Annotated in this window: 18 protein-coding genes; 4 read left to right on the top strand and 14 right to left on the bottom strand. The window is 49.5% G+C overall.

Features of this window, described 5'->3' with window-relative positions; all coding sequences use genetic code 11:
- Positions 1-111: 111 nt before the first annotated feature.
- The 6 genes from ABUL11_RS06215 to clpS all read right to left on the bottom strand — a co-directional run bounded on the left by ABUL11_RS06215 (position 112) and on the right by clpS (position 6,440).
- The gene (locus ABUL11_RS06215) at positions 112-927 is read right to left on the bottom strand and encodes an ABC transporter ATP-binding protein (RefSeq protein WP_350282997.1); all 816 of its coding nucleotides are present in this window, start codon (positions 925-927) and stop codon (positions 112-114) included.
- A gap of 5 nt (positions 928-932) precedes the next feature.
- Positions 933-1,769 carry an ABC transporter permease gene (locus ABUL11_RS06210; RefSeq protein ID WP_350282996.1) on the bottom strand — a complete coding sequence of 279 codons (837 nt, stop codon included), beginning with the start codon at positions 1,767-1,769 and terminating at the stop codon, positions 933-935.
- Between the two features lie 4 nt (positions 1,770-1,773).
- A complete protein-coding gene (locus ABUL11_RS06205; protein ID WP_350282995.1) occupies positions 1,774-2,850 on the bottom strand; it encodes an ABC transporter substrate-binding protein in 1,077 nt (358 codons plus the stop codon).
- 325 nt (positions 2,851-3,175) lie between these two features.
- On the bottom strand, positions 3,176-3,838 hold the full coding sequence (pyrE, locus tag ABUL11_RS06200) for an orotate phosphoribosyltransferase (protein ID WP_350282994.1): 663 nt from the start codon (positions 3,836-3,838) through the stop codon (positions 3,176-3,178).
- A gap of 18 nt (positions 3,839-3,856) precedes the next feature.
- Positions 3,857-6,127: an ATP-dependent Clp protease ATP-binding subunit ClpA gene (gene clpA / locus ABUL11_RS06195; protein ID WP_350282993.1), complete on the bottom strand. Its 2,271-nt coding sequence runs from the start codon at positions 6,125-6,127 to the stop codon at positions 3,857-3,859.
- 1 nt (position 6,128) lies between these two features.
- A complete protein-coding gene (clpS, locus tag ABUL11_RS06190; RefSeq protein ID WP_350282992.1) occupies positions 6,129-6,440 on the bottom strand; it encodes an ATP-dependent Clp protease adapter ClpS in 312 nt (103 codons plus the stop codon).
- A 374-nt stretch (positions 6,441-6,814) separates the two neighbouring features.
- On the opposite strand from clpS, the gene ABUL11_RS06185 reads away from it, so the two are divergent.
- Complete coding sequence (locus tag ABUL11_RS06185; protein ID WP_011112285.1) at positions 6,815-7,018, top strand: cold-shock protein; 204 nt, start codon at positions 6,815-6,817, stop codon at positions 7,016-7,018.
- Positions 7,019-7,137: 119 nt separating this feature from the next.
- On the opposite strand, the gene icd is transcribed toward ABUL11_RS06185, so the two are convergent.
- From icd to ABUL11_RS06150, 7 genes are all read right to left on the bottom strand, one after another.
- Positions 7,138-8,385, bottom strand: coding sequence for an NADP-dependent isocitrate dehydrogenase (icd, locus tag ABUL11_RS06180; RefSeq protein WP_350282991.1), 1,248 nt, complete (start codon positions 8,383-8,385; stop codon positions 7,138-7,140).
- Positions 8,386-8,398: 13 nt separating this feature from the next.
- Positions 8,399-9,064 (bottom strand): SMC-Scp complex subunit ScpB, encoded by a 666-nt coding sequence (scpB, locus tag ABUL11_RS06175; RefSeq protein ID WP_350282990.1) that lies wholly within the window; start codon positions 9,062-9,064, stop codon positions 8,399-8,401.
- Positions 9,030-9,830, bottom strand: a complete 801-nt coding sequence (locus tag ABUL11_RS06170) for a segregation and condensation protein A (protein ID WP_350282989.1) — start codon at positions 9,828-9,830, stop codon at positions 9,030-9,032. The genes scpB and ABUL11_RS06170 overlap by 35 nt, the downstream gene beginning before the upstream one ends.
- Before the next feature lie 36 nt (positions 9,831-9,866).
- A complete protein-coding gene (locus tag ABUL11_RS06165; RefSeq protein WP_350282988.1) occupies positions 9,867-11,069 on the bottom strand; it encodes a tryptophan--tRNA ligase in 1,203 nt (400 codons plus the stop codon).
- A 73-nt stretch (positions 11,070-11,142) separates the two neighbouring features.
- The gene (locus ABUL11_RS06160; RefSeq protein ID WP_350282987.1) at positions 11,143-11,808 is read right to left on the bottom strand and encodes a site-2 protease family protein; all 666 of its coding nucleotides are present in this window, start codon (positions 11,806-11,808) and stop codon (positions 11,143-11,145) included.
- A complete protein-coding gene (locus tag ABUL11_RS06155; protein ID WP_350282986.1) occupies positions 11,801-12,433 on the bottom strand; it encodes an L-threonylcarbamoyladenylate synthase in 633 nt (210 codons plus the stop codon). The genes ABUL11_RS06160 and ABUL11_RS06155 overlap by 8 nt, the downstream gene beginning before the upstream one ends.
- 64 nt (positions 12,434-12,497) lie before the next feature.
- A complete protein-coding gene (locus ABUL11_RS06150) occupies positions 12,498-13,448 on the bottom strand; it encodes a 3',5'-nucleoside bisphosphate phosphatase (protein WP_350282985.1) in 951 nt (316 codons plus the stop codon).
- A gap of 87 nt (positions 13,449-13,535) precedes the next feature.
- On the opposite strand from ABUL11_RS06150, the gene ABUL11_RS06145 reads away from it, so the two are divergent.
- Positions 13,536-14,774 carry an NnrS family protein gene (locus tag ABUL11_RS06145; RefSeq protein WP_350282984.1) on the top strand — a complete coding sequence of 413 codons (1,239 nt, stop codon included), beginning with the start codon at positions 13,536-13,538 and terminating at the stop codon, positions 14,772-14,774.
- Between the two features lie 162 nt (positions 14,775-14,936).
- Here ABUL11_RS06145 and ABUL11_RS06140 read toward each other — a convergent pair whose 3' ends face one another.
- A complete protein-coding gene (locus tag ABUL11_RS06140; RefSeq protein WP_350282983.1) occupies positions 14,937-15,146 on the bottom strand; it encodes a hypothetical protein in 210 nt (69 codons plus the stop codon).
- Between the two features lie 289 nt (positions 15,147-15,435).
- Between ABUL11_RS06140 and ABUL11_RS06135 the strand changes: the two genes are divergently transcribed.
- Together ABUL11_RS06135 and ABUL11_RS06130 are read left to right on the top strand one after the other, a co-directional pair.
- On the top strand, positions 15,436-15,861 hold the full coding sequence (locus tag ABUL11_RS06135) for a Fur family transcriptional regulator (RefSeq protein WP_350282982.1): 426 nt from the start codon (positions 15,436-15,438) through the stop codon (positions 15,859-15,861).
- 249 nt (positions 15,862-16,110) lie between these two features.
- Positions 16,111-16,985: TonB-dependent receptor plug domain-containing protein (locus ABUL11_RS06130; RefSeq protein ID WP_350282981.1), on the top strand; the 875-nt coding region annotated here is incomplete at its 3' end.

Below are 16,985 nucleotides of genomic sequence, written 5' to 3'. Positions count from 1 at the left end.
TTTTCCTCCTCGTCAAAATACATCTATCTCAGACGAGTGTACAAGCATAGGATGACGATTGTTTTTGTTATCGCAAGTTAGTAGTGGCAGGGTATCTAGTGTTTGCGTCGGTTATGCCTGCTGATCAGTTGATTCGAGGGCAGGATCGTGTTCTGCCAGGAGGGTTTCGTGTTCCAGGAATCGATCGAGTTGTTGTTGGATGGCGCGAAAAGCTGGATTTTCCGGGTTGCGGGGACGGTTGAGTTCAATATCCATGATTTCGGCAATGTGTCCCTGGGGAGATGAGGCCATGAGAGCGATACGATCTGCCAGCATGAGGGCTTCATGCAGATCATGGGTGATCATCAGGATGGTGGCAGCGGAGTCGTTCCAGACGCTTAACAGGTAACGCTGCATCATCCGGCGGGTTTGCATATCCAGCGCGGAGAAGGGTTCATCCAGCAGCAGTAGCCGTGGTTTTGTGGCGATGGTTCTTGCCAGGGCGATGCGCTGGCGCATGCCGCCGGAGAGTTGTGACGGTTTGTGGCCGGAAAAGGATTCCAGTCCGACCTGTTTGAGATACTGTCGCGCGTATTCCTGAGCATCGGATTTTGTCATTCCCTGATTGCGTAGAGGAAAAGCGACGTTTTCTTCCGCCGTCATCCACGGGAACAGGTTGTGGGTCTGGAAAATCAGAGCAGTTGCGGGAGCGGGGCCCTGCAGCACCCGATTGTCATAGCTGACACTGCCCAGATCCGGGAAATCCAGCCCTGCAGCCAGGTTGAGCAGAGTGGTTTTTCCGCATCCGCTGCGGCCGAGCAGTACAGTTAGGCTGCCTGGTTCTATGATCAGGTTATCTGCCTCGACTGAAACGGTGTTGCCAAAGGATTTACGGACGTTGCTGAATTCCAGCCGGGCGCCGGTTGAATAAGTGGCTATATCATTCATGGAGTTTACTCTATCCATTGCAGCAGTCTGGCGTTGGCCAGCAGTAACAGGCGGTCGATGGCAAAGCCAATGAAGCCAATGGCAAGAATACCGATCATCACCAGCTTCATGTTATACATCTGCTGCGCCATGATGATCATGTAGCCAAGGCCGGAATTGATACCGGCCATTTCTCCCGCCAGCACAGCCATCCAGGCGCCGAAGAAGGACATGCGAATAGCGGTCATGGCACCGGGGGTGATAGCGGGCAGTCGCACGTACCACCACATTCTCATGCGTGAAGTACCGAGGTTGCGGGCAATTTTCAGGTATTCAGCCGGAATACCATCCAGCGCAGCGATCAACGAAAGAGACATTGTTCCGAGTACTGCCATGAATACGATGAATACCGCAGCCTGACCGCCAATGCCGATGATGGCAATGGTGAAGGGAATCCAGGCAATCGGAGCGATAGGGGCGAGTGACTGGACAATCGGCAGGATCAGCCGCCGCAGGAGGGGCAGTTCAATGACTATGACAGCCAGGCAGGATGAGACCAGGAGCCCTGCCAGCATGCCGGTGCCGACGCGCGCGAGGGTGATGGCAATGGCTTCGAACAGCCCGGTTTTCTGCTGACCAAAGCCGATGCTGATGTTGCCGGATAAGGCATAGGGAATGGTTTCGCTGGGAGGAGGCAGGATTTGCGGATTCAGCCACTCCATATAAGAACCCAGCTCCCAGAGCAGGATGATCAGCAGCCAAGCCAGGCAGAACCAGAGTAAATTTGACTGGAGAATCAGCTGGACGAATCGGCTGATCAGTGTGATCTGCCGGTCGGGCCTGTCTGTGGAATGGGGCTGCATCGTGTCAGGCTGGCTGGTATTTCAGATCCAGAACAGTGTCGATGACATTCGGTTTGAGATAACCCAGTTCGGCCAGATATTTTGCGCCCTGGCGCAGTCCGCCAATTCCCGCCTGGCTGATGACCGGGTTGGGGAACTGGCGTTTGAGTGCAACCGCTAAAATCGGCCGCGGTACGCCATAGACGGGTTGTAAATCATTCAGTACCGCTTCGTAGTCTTCGCTGAAGGCACGGGCGGATTCCTGCAGTACTCTGAGGTAAGTTTTCAGTACGTCGCGCTGCCGATCAATGGTGTGAATTTTGGTGCTGATGACACAGTCTGCTGCTTCAGGTCCCCAGACCGAGTTTGAATCCGTCAGATAAACTGCTCCCTGTTCAGCGACGACATGTTCGGCGTAAGGTTGTGCCAGTGTACAGACATCCAGTGCCTTGTTGGCAATGGCTTCTCCCATTCCAACCATGCTCGGGAAGAAGGTCATGCGGTAGTCGTCATAGGATTTGCCATGCTGCGACATTGTGCCGTATCCGACCAATTCTAGCGTATCCAGCCGTAAGGTTCCCACGCGCAATCCTTTGCCGGCGGCATCGATGAATTCTTCCACTGATTTGACCGAGCCGTTGCGTGCGACCAGTTCGATCCCGGCCTGTCCCGAGCCGCCGATGATGCGCAGGTCGGTGGTGCCGGCGGTGTAAGCGGCTGCGGTCATGGTCCACGGGCTATGGATCAGTTCGAGATTGTTGGAGACCAGTGCCTGCATGGAATCGGCGGGACTGTTGAATTGGGTCAGCACGACATTCAACCCTGCTTTGCCAAACATTCCTCTTATTTTTGCCAGTAACAGATGGGAAACACAGCCCGCCGGTAAATGCCCGACGCGGATGACAGTACCTCCCGCAGCGGCTTCAGCACGTGTGGCCGCGGCCAGCAGTCCTGCCCCGGCAGCGGTAACATAGAACATTCCACATCCACAGGTACACAGAAACCGGCGCCTGGCCGGAATGAACAGCGTATTACTCATTTGGGTAACTGCCGGAGCAGTAGTATTCCTTTTAATCAGGCGGCCACTGATGTTTTTGATCATGACAGGGAGTTCTCCATAAAAGTAGACTGATCATTCTCAGAAATGGATATTTTAATCGGAATTACTTGAAAAGCCAGTGGTATGCAGCAATTCGGGAGCAATGGTGACAAGAGCACTGGATTCCACCCGCTATCTGCTACACCTTGTTCGCGATTTACGACTGAAGGTTCGCCACAGCTTTTTCTCACAATAACAAGGGAGGGCAGTGCAGATCGTAAAGATGAAATCTCGGGTTGCACGGCTTGTGAAGAATGGGGCTGCGTGGATTGCAAAGATGGGGTGTATGAGTATCGTCAGTGAACAGATATGCTGCTGTTCCGTGTGGTTACCGGTCAGGGGCGCCCGATACTTTTGCACCGTAGAGGGTACGATAGGTTTCTATTGCCTGGATATGATGGGCAAGGTCTTGCCGAGTGCGTAAGTAGGCGACAATGTCATCCAGTGTGATCAGGGAGATGACCGGGATATCATATTTATTTTTGATTTCCTGCAACGTGGAGTACTCACTTACGCCCTTTTCCATGCGATCGAGCGCGACCATGATGCCGCACGGAGTGGCGCCGGCTGTGCGGATGAGTGTGATGGATTCCCCGACAGATAAGCCCGCTGATACGACATCATCAACGATCAGGATACGCCCGGCCAGTGGAGCGCCTACGATGTCACCCCCTTCTCCATGATCCTTGATTTCCTTGCGGTTAAAGCTGAAGGGATGGTTATGTCCAGCCTCGGCAAGTGCGATGGCAATGGTACTAACTAACGGAATACCTTTATAGGCCGGGCCGAACAAGGCATCGAAACGGATTCCGGAAGTAAGGATGGTTTGTGCGTAAAACTGGCCGAGTTGCTTCAGTGCAAAGCCATCATTGAACAGGCCGGCATTGAAGAAGTAGGGTGAAGGCCGGCCTGCTTTGGTTCTGAAACTGCCGAAACGCAGTACGTCATACTGGAGGGCGAAGTCGATGAACTGCCGCTGTAAATCTGACATGGGTATAGGTTGTGTATCTCAGGAAATGGCGGGTGATGCGACACTTTCCTTGTTCTCGAACGTGAGAAGGGCTTTGCCATTTTCATCAATATCCACTGTTACTTTACCGCCATTGGCCAGATGGCCGAATAGCAATTCATCAGCGAGTGCTCGGCGGATAATATCTTGAATAAGTCTTGCCATGGGACGGGCACCCATCAGTGGATCAAATCCATGGCGAGCAAGGTGTTTACGCAAATTGTCGGTGAATGTTACGTCCACTTTCTTTTCCTGTAACTGTGTTTCGAGTTCGATCAGGAACTTGTCGACGACGCGCAATATGATATCTTCGGTCAGTGACGTGAACGAGATGATCGCATCCAGACGGTTACGGAATTCGGGAGTGAACAGTCGTTTTATTTCGACCATTTCATCTCCGGATTTGGTGTGTTCGGTAAATCCGATAGATGTTCTGGTAAGTGCATCGGCACCCGCATTCGTGGTCATGATGATGATGACGTTGCGGAAATCAGCCTTGCGTCCGCTGTTGTCCGTCAATGTTCCATAATCCATGATCTGAAGCATGACGTTGAAAATATCAGGATGTGCTTTTTCAATTTCATCGAGCAGCAGTACGGCGTGTGGTTGTTTGATGATGGTCTCGGTCAGCAGACCACCCTGATCGAATCCGACATATCCCGGTGGTGCGCCGATCAGTCTTGAAATGGCATGGCGTTCCATGTATTCGGACATATCAAAACGATGCAGCGGGATTCCCAGTGTATAGGCGAGTTGACGTGCGACTTCAGTTTTTCCTACCCCGGTGGGACCGGAGAACAAGAAGGAGCCGATGGGTTTGCAGGCATTCCCCAGACCACTGCGCGTCATTTTGATGGCGGATGTAAGTGCATCAATAGCTGCATCCTGTCCGAAAACGATGGCTTTGAGGTCGCGATCCAATGTCTTGAGTTTGTTGCGATCGTCGCTGGATACGGTTTGTGGCGGTATTCGCGCAATTCCGGCAATGACCTGCTCAATTTCCTGACGGCCGATAATTTTCCGCTGTCTGGATTTGGGTAATATACGCTGTGCTGCGCCCGCTTCATCAATGACATCGATCGCTTTGTCCGGCAAATGCCGATCGTTGATGAAACGTGCGGATAATTCAGCTGCAGCTGTCAGTGCAATCTCGGTATATTTGACGTTATGGTGTTTTTCATAACGGGATTTCAGGCCGCGTAAAATTTCCACGGTTTCACCGATATCAGGTTCGGAGACATCAATTTTCTGGAAGCGCCTGGATAAAGCGTGATCTTTCTCGAAAATGCCGCGGTATTCGTTATAGGTGGTGGCACCGATACATTTCAGCCGGCCTGAGCTGAGTGCGGGTTTGAGCAGATTGGAGGCATCCAGTGTTCCACCCGATGCGGCACCGGCACCGATCAGAGTATGGATTTCATCGATGAATAAAATGGCTTTGGGGTTATCGGTAAGCTGTTTCAATACGACTTTCAGCCGCTGCTCAAAATCACCCCGGTATTTTGTTCCGGCCAGCAGTGCGCCCATATCCAAGGCGTAAACCTGATGATTGGCCAGCACATCCGGCACCCGGTTTTCGGTAATCCTTCTGGCTAGTCCTTCAGCAATGGCTGTTTTTCCCACGCCTGCCTCACCCACCAGCAGGGGATTGTTTTTGCGGCGGCGGCATAGTGTCTGAATGACACGCTCGACTTCCTTTTCACGTCCGATCAGAGGGTCTATCCGGTTGGCGATTGCCTGGCTGTTCAGGTTGACAGTGTAATTTTCCAGTGTGCTGCCTGAATCTTGTTGTTCGCTGTCGGTGTTTTCCTCATTTTTCTCGGATTCACTGCTTTGTGCCGTCTTGCCTATTTTGTGAGAAATATAATTCACCACATCCAGCCGCGTTACCCCTCTTTGCTGCAGAAAATAGACTGCATGTGAATCTTTTTCACCAAAAATGGCAACCAGAACATTAGCACCGGTTACTTCTTTTTTGCCGGAAGATTGAACGTGGAGGATAGCTCTCTGAATGACTCGTTGAAAACCCAGGGTGGGCTGGGTATCAACATCTTCGGAGCCTTCAACTACCGGGGTGTGACGAGCGATATGATCCTGCAGGGATTTACGTAAATCTTCGATATCGACTGCACAGGCAACCATCACTTTTGCGGCACTGGGATTATCCAGGAGTGCCAGCAGCAGGTGCTCAACCGTGATGAATTCGTGGCGTTTCTGCCGTGATTCGACGAAAGCCATATGCAAACTTACTTCCAGTTCTTGCGCAATCATATTATTCCTTCTCCATCACACACATAAGTGGATGCTGATTTTGTCTTGAAAAATCATTGACCTGCTGTACTTTTGTCACTGCAATGTCACTGGGGTAGATTCCACACACTCCCATACCTTCGATATGAATTTTCAACATGACCCGGGTTGCCATTTCTTCATTCATGAGAAAGAAATGGCGCAATACTTTTATCACGAAATCCATGGGTGTGAAATCATCGTTGATCAGTATTACCTTATATAAAGGGGGCGGGCTCAACCTGGCTTTGCCTTTTTCGATAACACTTTCAGGATTTCGGTAATCTGCTGCCATGGCTTACATTTTCCGATGTTTCATATTTCTTATTCTATAAGAAAAATATTTATTAGTACCTAATTCCATAATTCTAACCGCTGATCCAACTCGTTCGGTGTTTACGGCTGATATCTCCCGAAGCTATGGGTCGATTACGACAAGGCCCTGGTTTTTCTTGAGCAGTTAGAGCAGTTGCTCGACAGTTATAAGCCATATTTCCCTCGGTAAGGGTTTGACAAATCACATCCATCGCTTGACTTGAGACATATTTTGCGTAAAACTGCAACCGGCGTTTGGCTTCAAGTTTTCTGCAGTACTGGTTAGAGCCGTTTGCGGTCTTGAAATTCAAATAGTATCAGGGTATCCGGCCCAGTTTTTTATAGGAAGTAGAAATGGCAACAGGAACAGTAAAATGGTTCAATGATTCTAAAGGATTTGGTTTTATTACACCGGACGATGGCAGCGAAGATTTGTTCGCACACTTTTCCGCGATCAATATGACAGGTTTCAAGACCCTGAAAGAAGGCCAGAAAGTAAGTTTTGAAGTTACGCAAGGACCAAAAGGTAAACAGGCTTCAAATATCCAGTCTGCTTAACCTGATGTATATGGGCTGATCCTGCCGGATCAGCCTCCTTTGGCCTGATATTTTACTGATATCAGGTTAAGTATGTTTTAAGAGGATCGGATGCAGTCAAGAATCTCGACTAACCGAAATTACATCCTCGCTATCATGGCATTTCCAAATTCTGAAGAGGTGACCTGTTTGGCGTTCGGCGTAAGTCTTGCCAGATCGTAGGTCATGATTCTGTCCTGAATCGTTCTTTCCATTGAGTTGATGACAATGTTGGCTGCTTCGTGCCAGCCGATATGTCTGAGCATCATTTCTGCTGATAGAATGATTGACCCCGGATTGACCTGATCCTTACCAGCATATTTGGGTGCAGTGCCGTGTGTCGCTTCGAATATTGCGATGCTGTCACTCATGTTTGCACCGGGTGCGATTCCGATACCGCCTACCTGTGCGGCCAGAGCATCGGAAATATAGTCACCATTCAAATTAAGGGTGGCAATGACATCATATTCATCCGGGCGCAGCAGAATTTGCTGGAGGAAGGCGTCGGCAATGACATCTTTGATGATAATTTCATTGTCACCGTGCTGTAGTTTCATCCATGGTCCACCATCCAATGGTTTTGCATTGAATTCCTTTTCTGCCAGTTCGTAGCCCCATTTCTTGAAGGCCCCTTCAGTGAATTTCATAATATTGCCTTTATGCACCAGTGTGACAGAGCGACGTTTGTGGGCGATTGCATACTGAATGGCTTTTCTGATCAGACGCTCACTACCTTCTTTTGAAACGGGTTTGATCCCGATCGCAGAGGAGCGAGGGAACCGAATTTTGGTAATCCCCATTTCTGTCGTCAGGAAATTGATTACTTTTTCAACAGCTTCCGTTCCGGCTTCCCATTCGATCCCCGCATAAATATCTTCCGAATTTTCACGAAATATGGTCATATCTACTTTCTCCGGTTGTTTGACCGGACTGGGTACCCCTTGGAAATAGCGTACCGGGCGCAGGCATACATATAGATCCAGTAACTGGCGTAACGCCACGTTGATCGAGCGGATACCTCCACTTACTGGTGTGGTCAGCGGGCCCTTGATGGATACCACGAATTCTTTGGCTGTCTGCAAAGTCTCATCTGGCAGCCAAATATTCTGGCCATAGACCCGGGTGGATTTCTCGCCTGCATACATTTCCATCCAGGAAATTTTTCGGGAGTCGCCGTATGCTTTTTTTACTGCACCATCAACAACTCTGATCATGACAGGTGTGATATCCACACCGATACCATCTCCCTCGATAAAAGGAATGATCGGGTTGTCGGGCACAATCAGGGAAAAATCATCCTTTACCCGAATTTTGCTGCCAGTGGTCGGTACTTTGATATGCTGATACATAGCGTCTCCCAAATTAAAGAAGTTGTGTCGGTTCGTGGGTGGCAGGTTTGCCGGATTCCTGTATGGCAGTGATATCCGTATCAACCGGTTCAACCTTATCAGCAGACAGATCGAGCGAATTGAAACTATCTAGAGAAGGTAATTGTTCCAGTGATTGCAGATTCAGATCATCGAGGAAATGCCGGGTGGTCGCATAAAGATAGGGTCTGCCCGGTACATCGCGTTGCCCAATGATTTCAATCCAGCCGCGTGATTCCAGTGTTTTGATGATTTGTGCAGAAACTGCCACCCCCCGAATTTCTTCAATATCGCCTCGAGTGACGGGTTGCCGGTAAGCAATGATGGCCAGTGTTTCCATCACTGCGCGTGAATAGCGCGGCGGTCTTTGCGGACTGAGCCGATCCAGAAAAACCTGCATTTCGGGTTTGCTTTGAAAACGCCAGCCTCCCGCGACTGAGACCAGTTCTATTCCGCTGTCGCGCCATTTTTCACTCAGGATTGCCAGCGATTCGTGCAGTGTTTTTTTATCGATGTTACCTTCGAATAATTTCTTGAAGTCGCTGATGGATAGAGGTTCAGGCATTGTCAGCAGTATAGCTTCGAGAATTATAACAACCCGATCCGGCTGGAAGGCCGGGTTTTCTTCAACGGGCCTGGTCGGAGTGGATTGTATGGACATAAATTATTCCAAAACGATCTGCCTGAACGATATCGACCAATGCTTCCCGGGCCAGCTCCAACAATGCCAGGAAACTGGCCACGAGTTTATGGATGTTGGTAATATTGCTGAACAGTTCGGTAAAAGGGACGTTTCCCCGGGATTGCAGATTTCTCAGGATTTCACTCATACACGCGCGCACAGAAATCGTTTCGTAACGAATGGTGTGGTTGCGATTGAGCTTGAGATGTTCCAGCAGGGTAAGCCAGGTGTCGTATAAATCCTGCGGGTTGACAGCGGGAAGCTGTTTTTCGGTAACGAAATCCACCCAGATACAGGCCGGCATGAAATCCCTGCCAGCAACCGGCAGATTGTGTATATGGATGGCAGCCTGCTTGATCCGTTCATATTCCAGAAGCCGTCGTACCAGTTCTGCACGTGGGTCAGCTTCATCTTCCCGGGCAGTTATCGGCCGTGGTAACAGCATGCGGGATTTGATGTCGATCAGTAGCGCAGTCATGAGCAGATATTCAGCAGCCAGTTCAAACTGATCGGCGCGCATAGTTTCGACGTAAGCGATATACTGCCGGGTGAGTTCAGCCATGGGAATATCCAGAATATCCAGATTGTTCTTGCGGATCAGATAAAGCAGCAGATCGAGCGGGCCTTCGAAAGTTTCCAGAAAAATCCGGAGTGCTTCGGGAGGAATGTACAAATCCTGCGGGACTTCCAGCAATGGAACGCCCTGTACTTTTGCAATGGGGTCGATCAGGAGGGTGTTGTCCAATGTACTCCAGTATCTATATTCAAGCAGGTTGTCAAATCAGAGATATCCCAGCCCCAGTGCCGCTCTGACATCCCGCATGGTTTCCTCGGCCAGCCAGTTGGCTTTTTCACATCCGTCAGCGATGATTTTTCTTACCTGACCTGGATCTTTCTCGTACATTGCAGCTCGTTCCAGAATGGGTGTCTGCTCATCCAGTATCGCCTGAATGACGGGTTGTTTACATTCCAGGCAGCCGATTCCTGCCGATGTGCAGCCTTGCTGTACCCAGGTGCGGGTTTCTACTGACGAATAAAGCTGATGAAACTGCCATACCGGACATTTTTCCGGATTGCCCGGGTCACTGCGTCGGATACGTGCCGGATCAGTCGGCATGGTGCGAATTTTTCTGGTGATGCTGTCGGCATCTTCCCGCAGACCAATTGTATTGCCATACGATTTGGACATTTTCTGACCGTCCAGACCGGGCATTCTGGATGCCTGGGTCAGTAGCGTTTGTGGTTCGGGCAGAATAATCTTACTTTTCCCTTCCAGATGACCGGATAACCGTTCACGGTCATCGACACTCAGGTTCTGCTGTTCCTCCAGCAGGGATCTGGCGGCGGTCAGTGCATTTTCATCCCCCTGTTCCTGATAGCGATTGCGCAGCTCACTATAAAGCTTTCCCTTCTTGGAACCTATTTTTTTGATGGCTTGCGTTACTTTCTCCTCAAAGTCCGGTTCTTTACCAAAAACATGATTGAATCGGCGGGAAATTTCGCGTGTAAATTCCAGGTGAGGAGCCTGATCTTCCCCTACAGGAACGAGATTGGCCCGGTAGATCAGGATGTCTGCACTTTGCAGGAGTGGATATCCAAGAAAGCCGTAGGTGCTGAGATCTTTTCCGGCAAGTTTTTCCTGCTGATCCTTGTAAGTGGGAACACGTTCCAGCCAGCCAAGGGGGGTAATCATCGACAGCAGCAGATACAGTTCGGCATGTGCCGGAACTTTCGATTGAATGAACAGGGTTGCCCGGGCGGGATCCACTCCTGCTGCCAGCCAGTCGATCACCATGTTCCAGCTGTTTTGTCCGATAATTTCGGGGGAGTCGTAGTGAGTTGTCAGTGCATGCCAGTCAGCAACGAAAAAGAGACATTCATACTTCTGCTGCAAGGCCAGCCAGTTTTTCAGAACACCGTGATAGTGGCCCAGATGCAGGTTTCCAGTGGGGCGCATACCTGAGAGAACACGGTCGACGAACATTCTATAAAGCTCCGGATTTCATGGGGTCAGAAAGAATAAGAACTGGGTGGTAAATGTGAAGGCAACTTGATTTTTATATATAAAGGCCAAAGAGTGTGACGATCATCTGCTTGGTGAATGTGATCAGAGGCCATAACACTACGCTCAGAATACCGCTGACAAACAGTACCAGTAAAATGGTAAAACCATAGGGCTCGATCTGAGCAAATTTCCAGGCAAATTTGTTGGGTAACAAACTCACGGCAATACGTCCGCCATCAAGTGGCGGTAATGGCAACAGATTCAGCACCATCAGAACCACATTGATTTCGATACCGGCAATCCCCATCAGCATCATGGGTCTGGTGTAGATGCTATCGGGCATGCCCATCCCCAGTTTGATGAGGGCAGCCCAGAAAAAAGCCATCAGCAGATTGGCACCAGGTCCGGCAATAGCAACCCACAGCATATCTTTTTTGGGTTGACGTAACCGGCCGAAATTGACCGGTACCGGTTTGGCCCAACCGAAAAGCAAACCGCTTCCCATTAACAGCTTACTGGTTACAAACATCATCAAGGGAAGTAGGATGGTACCAACGGGATCGATATGCCTGAGTGGATTCAGGGTAATACGCCCAGCCATTTCTGCAGTCAGATCACCAAAATATTTGGCAACGTATCCATGTGCAGCTTCATGCAGGGTAATGGCAAAAATGACGGGGAGCGCATAAATGGCGATGCCCTGAATGATGTTATCCATTAATAATTCCAAAGGGTGACAGATTACCTTTTCCAAGGCGGATGACTTTCGGGGTTGTTTCGGTCAGATCAATAACCGTGGTCATATCGGTACCGCAGGAACCGGCATCCATGACCAGTTCGATCTGATGTTCCAGCCGCTGGCGGATTTCCCCGGCATCATTCAGTGGCAGTTCATCTCCGGGAAGAATGAGTGTTGAGCTCAGCAGAGGTTCATCCAGTTCCGCCAGCAGTGCCTGTGCGACAGGGTGATTAGGGATGCGCAACCCAATCGTGTGGCGTTTAGGGTGCTGCAGACGGCGCGGGACTTCCCGGGTTGCTGCCAGAATAAAAGTATAACTACCGGGAGTGGCGGCCTTGAGTAGACGGTATTGCGCATTATCCACTTTCGCATATGTTGCGATTTCTGCCAGATCCCGGCATACCAGTGTGAAATTGTGATTCTGATCTACTTTGCGGATGGCACGGATACGATCCATTGCTTCTTTGTTGCCGATCTGGCAACCCAGCGCGTAGCAGGAGTCAGTCGGATAAACGATGACTCCGCCTTTGTGTACGATATCGACCGCCTGGTGGATCAGCCTTGAATGAGGTGTTTGCGGGTGTATAGAAAAAAATTGGGCCATGGCTATTTGATGAGCTGTTATGGGTGGAAAATATCGAGTGCTTAGAACTGGCAACTGGCTGTTATCAGACTGATTTGTCGGGGGACTGTAGCCCGGTTTGTTCTGATCGTTCATTCAGAGTTGTTGCGCTGGTTTCGGCGTAATCAGGAATTTTCCATTTGGTCCATATCGGAGTGCATTCTGGAGGCAGTGCGGGTAATCTTCCCAGATCAAAATAGCTTTCTCCCGGACCATGATAATCAGACCCGCACGATGCATACAGATTCATGCGGGTGGCCAGTGCTGCAAACTGCCGTGTTTGTTCAGGAGTATGACTGGATGAAACTACTTCAATTCCCGCTCCTCCCAGCTCACAGAATTCATGGAGTAATTGTTCAAGCAGGTCATTTTTTAATTTATAGCGAGCCGGATGAGCAATGACTGCCTGGCCCCCGCTGCCACGAATCCAATCGATAGCTTCGTCCAGACTGGTCCATACATGAGAGACATGGCCAGGCTTACCTTTGACGAGATATTTCTTGAAAACGGATTTTACATTTTTGGCGTACCCTTGTTTCACCAGAAAACGGGCAAAGTGAGTGCGGCCGATCAGTCCGCTTGCACCTGCCTGTGCGCGGGCACCCTCAAAACTGCCGTGAATGCCGAACTTGTCCAGTTGTACAGCAATTGCCCGTGCCCGATCCATGCGACTGTCCCGGATATGTTTCAGTCCTTCGGTCAGTGGTGGATGTTCAGGGTTGATCCCAAGCCCTAGAATATGCAAAGTTTGGCCACGCCAGGTAACAGAAATTTCAACACCGCAGATCAATGTGATATTTTCCTGCTGAGCGCTGTGGCTGGCTTCATCCAGTCCGGCAATGTCGTCATGATCGGTCAGCGCCAGTACGTTCACACCGCGTGTAGCAGCGTGTGCCAGCAAGCGGGAAGGTGACAGCACCCCGTCAGAGATGGTCGAGTGGCTGTGTAGATCAATGTTGGGCATCGAAGAATGTGTAATCACGTGGCTTCCCATCATAGCAAATTACAGCCATGATAAAAATAGCCTGAGGGGTGCGGATATGTGCGAGCATCAATCTCTTATTGGGTTTTACAGGAAAGTCTTATGAATAAATTGGTAACAAGCTGGAAACATCTTTCAGCAGCACCTCATCGCAGCCTATTTCTCGTGGGGGCTTTTCAGGCGGTATTGACCATTCTGTGGTGGGTGATGGAACTGGCTGGACGTGCCGGACTGGTGGAAGGTGGAAGTTTTTCGAGCATCACGCCGATCTGGGTGCATGGATTTTTGATGGTGTATACGTTTTTTCCCTTTTTCATTCTGGGATTCTTATTTACTACGTTTCCCAACTGGATGAATGGCGAGAAAATCAGGGCTGATCAGTACATGGCAGTCTGTCTGCTGATGACAGTGGGTGTCGTTCTGTTCTATGCCGGGCTGGTTGCCGGAAAATTTCTGGTATCTGCCGGGCTGCTGCTGATGTTGATCGGATGGGCATATGCTATTGCTATCCTGTTTCGTGTGCTGTTTACGGCACCAGCTGGGGATAAGCGCCATGCCTGGGTGGCTGGTATGGCGTTTATTGCCGGCTGGTTGGGATTATGTGCCTATGAATTGTGGGTGCTGACGGACAGTAGAGAAATGCTGGATTTTTCGCGACAGGCCGGTATCTGGTTCTTTATGCTGCCGATTCTGATGACGGTATCACACCGGATGATCCCGTTTTTTTCGAGCCGTGTGCTGGAGAATTATGTTGTATTCCGGCCATTCGGATTATTGTGGCTGATGGTTGGCTGTACAGTCGTACACGGCACATTTCAACTGGCGGGCTTGCAGGAATATGCCTGGTGGGCAGATTTGCTGCTTGCCGGTTGTGCACTTTATCTCAGCTATATCTGGCAATTTTTCCGCAGTTTTCGTGTACGACTACTAGCGGTATTGCATATTTCATTTGCCTGGCTGGGGATTGCAATGCTGTTTTTCGGGTTGCAGGGCATGCTGTTCTGGTTGAGTGGCGGCGATCGTTACTGGTTTGGGCTGGCCCCACTGCACATGCTGGCTGTGGGCTATTTTGCAAGCATGGTACTGGGCATGGCGTCACGTGTTACATTGGGCCACGGAGGCTTTCCATTGGTACTGGACAATCTTACATGGCTGCTGTTTATCGCCTTTCAGGTGGTTGTTGTACTTAGAGCGACTCCGGATATTTTCCCGGGTGTTTCGCCTCTGGCGCCCGAGTTCTATCTGATTGCAAGCGGTGTGTGGCTGAGCTGTTTTCTACTGTGGGTAATCAAATATGCACCAATTTATTGGCGAGCTCGTGTGGATGGCAAAAGTGGTTAAATTTGTATTTTTACAACAAAGAGGAGTGCTGGGGGTTTGTTTTTACTGCATAGCCTTAATTCGTCGATATAACAGTTTCTCGAAGAAAGGCTATGCACATCATGCCAGATCCCCTGAACCGTATGGGGATACTGTTACATGTATCCTAAAATAGATTTAGGATTAGTTTTTTTCTTCCGCTGGAGGTGTATCTTCTGTAGGAGATGCGTCCTCTGGAGCTTCCTCAGTCTTGTCGAGATCAGGAGCAGAATCACGTTCTATAAAAGCAGAAGGAGGCGGTTTTTCCATTGAATGTCCATCAAGGCTTTTTTTCTCTTCGCACGCGCTTAATGCAATAGCCGTGCATGCAAGCAATAAATATATATATTTCATGGTTTTTTCCTCAAGTTGATTTGTTGAGAAGCTTTGGATGATAGTATAAGTGCCTGATTTATACAACAGTATGGCTTACAAAAAGTGGTGTGAGCAGAGTATTCTCTATGGCAGTATTTCAGCCTTGTACGGGTATTTTTACGGTATTTTCTGGCTTTAGTGTGTTTATTTCCTGCTATTTTCATACGCTGAGCAGGCTTGTTTCATCATCCATCGGGATGATGGTTTGCGATTCTCATTCAGTAAGATCGTTTGACGATAGCCTGTCGTTACCGGTAGCTTAGTCGGTATGAATACTGCTGAGCAATTGATACAAAACACCGGAAAGCGCTCGACTCCGGTTCGCAGTGCGATCCTGGATGTGTTGTTAAATGCCGAAGATGTACTTTCTCATAGCGAAGTATTAGAGCATCTTCAGCAATCCGGCACGTTTGACCGAGTTACCGTATACCGGGCATTGGATTGGCTGGTCGCCCAGGGTTTGGTGCATAAGGTGGCAGGGGCCGGCCGAGCCTGGCGTTTCCAGGTTACACGTAGTGAGTCCATGCATCGTCATGCTCATTTTCAATGTCATCACTGTCATAAAGTTTTCTGTCTTCCAGAGGTTCAGCCAGCTTTGCCAAAAGAGCTGCCCTCTAACTTCTCCATTGATTCCATCGAACTCAATATCAAGGGTATCTGCGCTGATTGTGGTCGCATCCTCACAAGCCGGTAACATTGCGCATTGATTGCAACATAGTTGCATATTAATTATTGTTATGTTTATACTTGCAACAGTGTTGCAAGTAGGGTGTCTGTAGGTGCTCGCCAACCCAACTATACATTTGCTGCCCAAATAGAGGGATGCTTGTGCAGCATTTTCTCCTTTCCGTCTGCGCATGTTGTGTCTATTGCCTGGTATCAGCCGGCAATTGGGTGTTGACATGTAAAAAACGATAAATAAAAAACTGGGAAATATAAATAAGTGAAAAAACTGGAAACTTTGATCAGTCTGATAATTTTTGCGGGATTATCGTCATGCGTTTGTGCTCAGGAGGTAACAAACAATCCGGTTCGTGAATCTGAAGTAACTGACCGTACATTATTAAAAAAATTGCTTAAACCGGTGGTTGTGACGGCTGATCCTTTAAGTGGAGATCAGGCAGATATACCCCGCCCGGTAACAATCCTGCAGCGGGAACGTATGCAAACACGTGATTTACGCACTGTTGGTGATGCTGTTTCTCAAGAGTTGGGGGTTTCTTCCAGTGACTTTGGACCGGCAGTCGGTCGTCCGGTGATTCGTGGTCTGGGTGGACCGCGAGTGCGGGTACTGGAGGACGGCATTGGTACGATGGATGTTTCCACGGTCAGCCCCGATCATGCCGTGGCGACAGAGGTATTGTTTGCCGATCAGGTTGAAATTTTTCGCGGGTCCTCGGCCTTGCTTTATGGTTCCGGTGCCAGCGGGGGAGTAGTAAATATTGTTAATCATCGGATACCCGAGCAGGTGCCTGATGAAGCTGGTGGCGATCTGTATACCCATTACAACTCGGTTGCGGATGATTTTACCGGGGCATTTCGGTTGAATGCAGGAGCAGGGCGTTTTGCCTGGCACCTGGACGGGATGAAACGGCATACCGGGGATTATTCCATTCCCGGATATGCAGAAGTTAAACCGGAATCCGACGCAAAAAAAGGTGTGCTTGAGAATAGCGATGTCCGGACAATGAATTTTTCCAGTGGCTTGTCTTATGTCGGTGAACGGGGATTCCTGGGGGTTGCAGTCAGTCGTTTTGTTAATAATTATGGTGTTCCCGGACACGACCATGACCATGACCATGACCATGACCACGACCA

The organism is Nitrosomonas sp. (assembly GCF_040256045.1).
Classification (GTDB): domain Bacteria; phylum Pseudomonadota; class Gammaproteobacteria; order Burkholderiales; family Nitrosomonadaceae; genus Nitrosomonas.
This window is presented reverse-complemented; position numbering and strand designations above follow the sequence as displayed.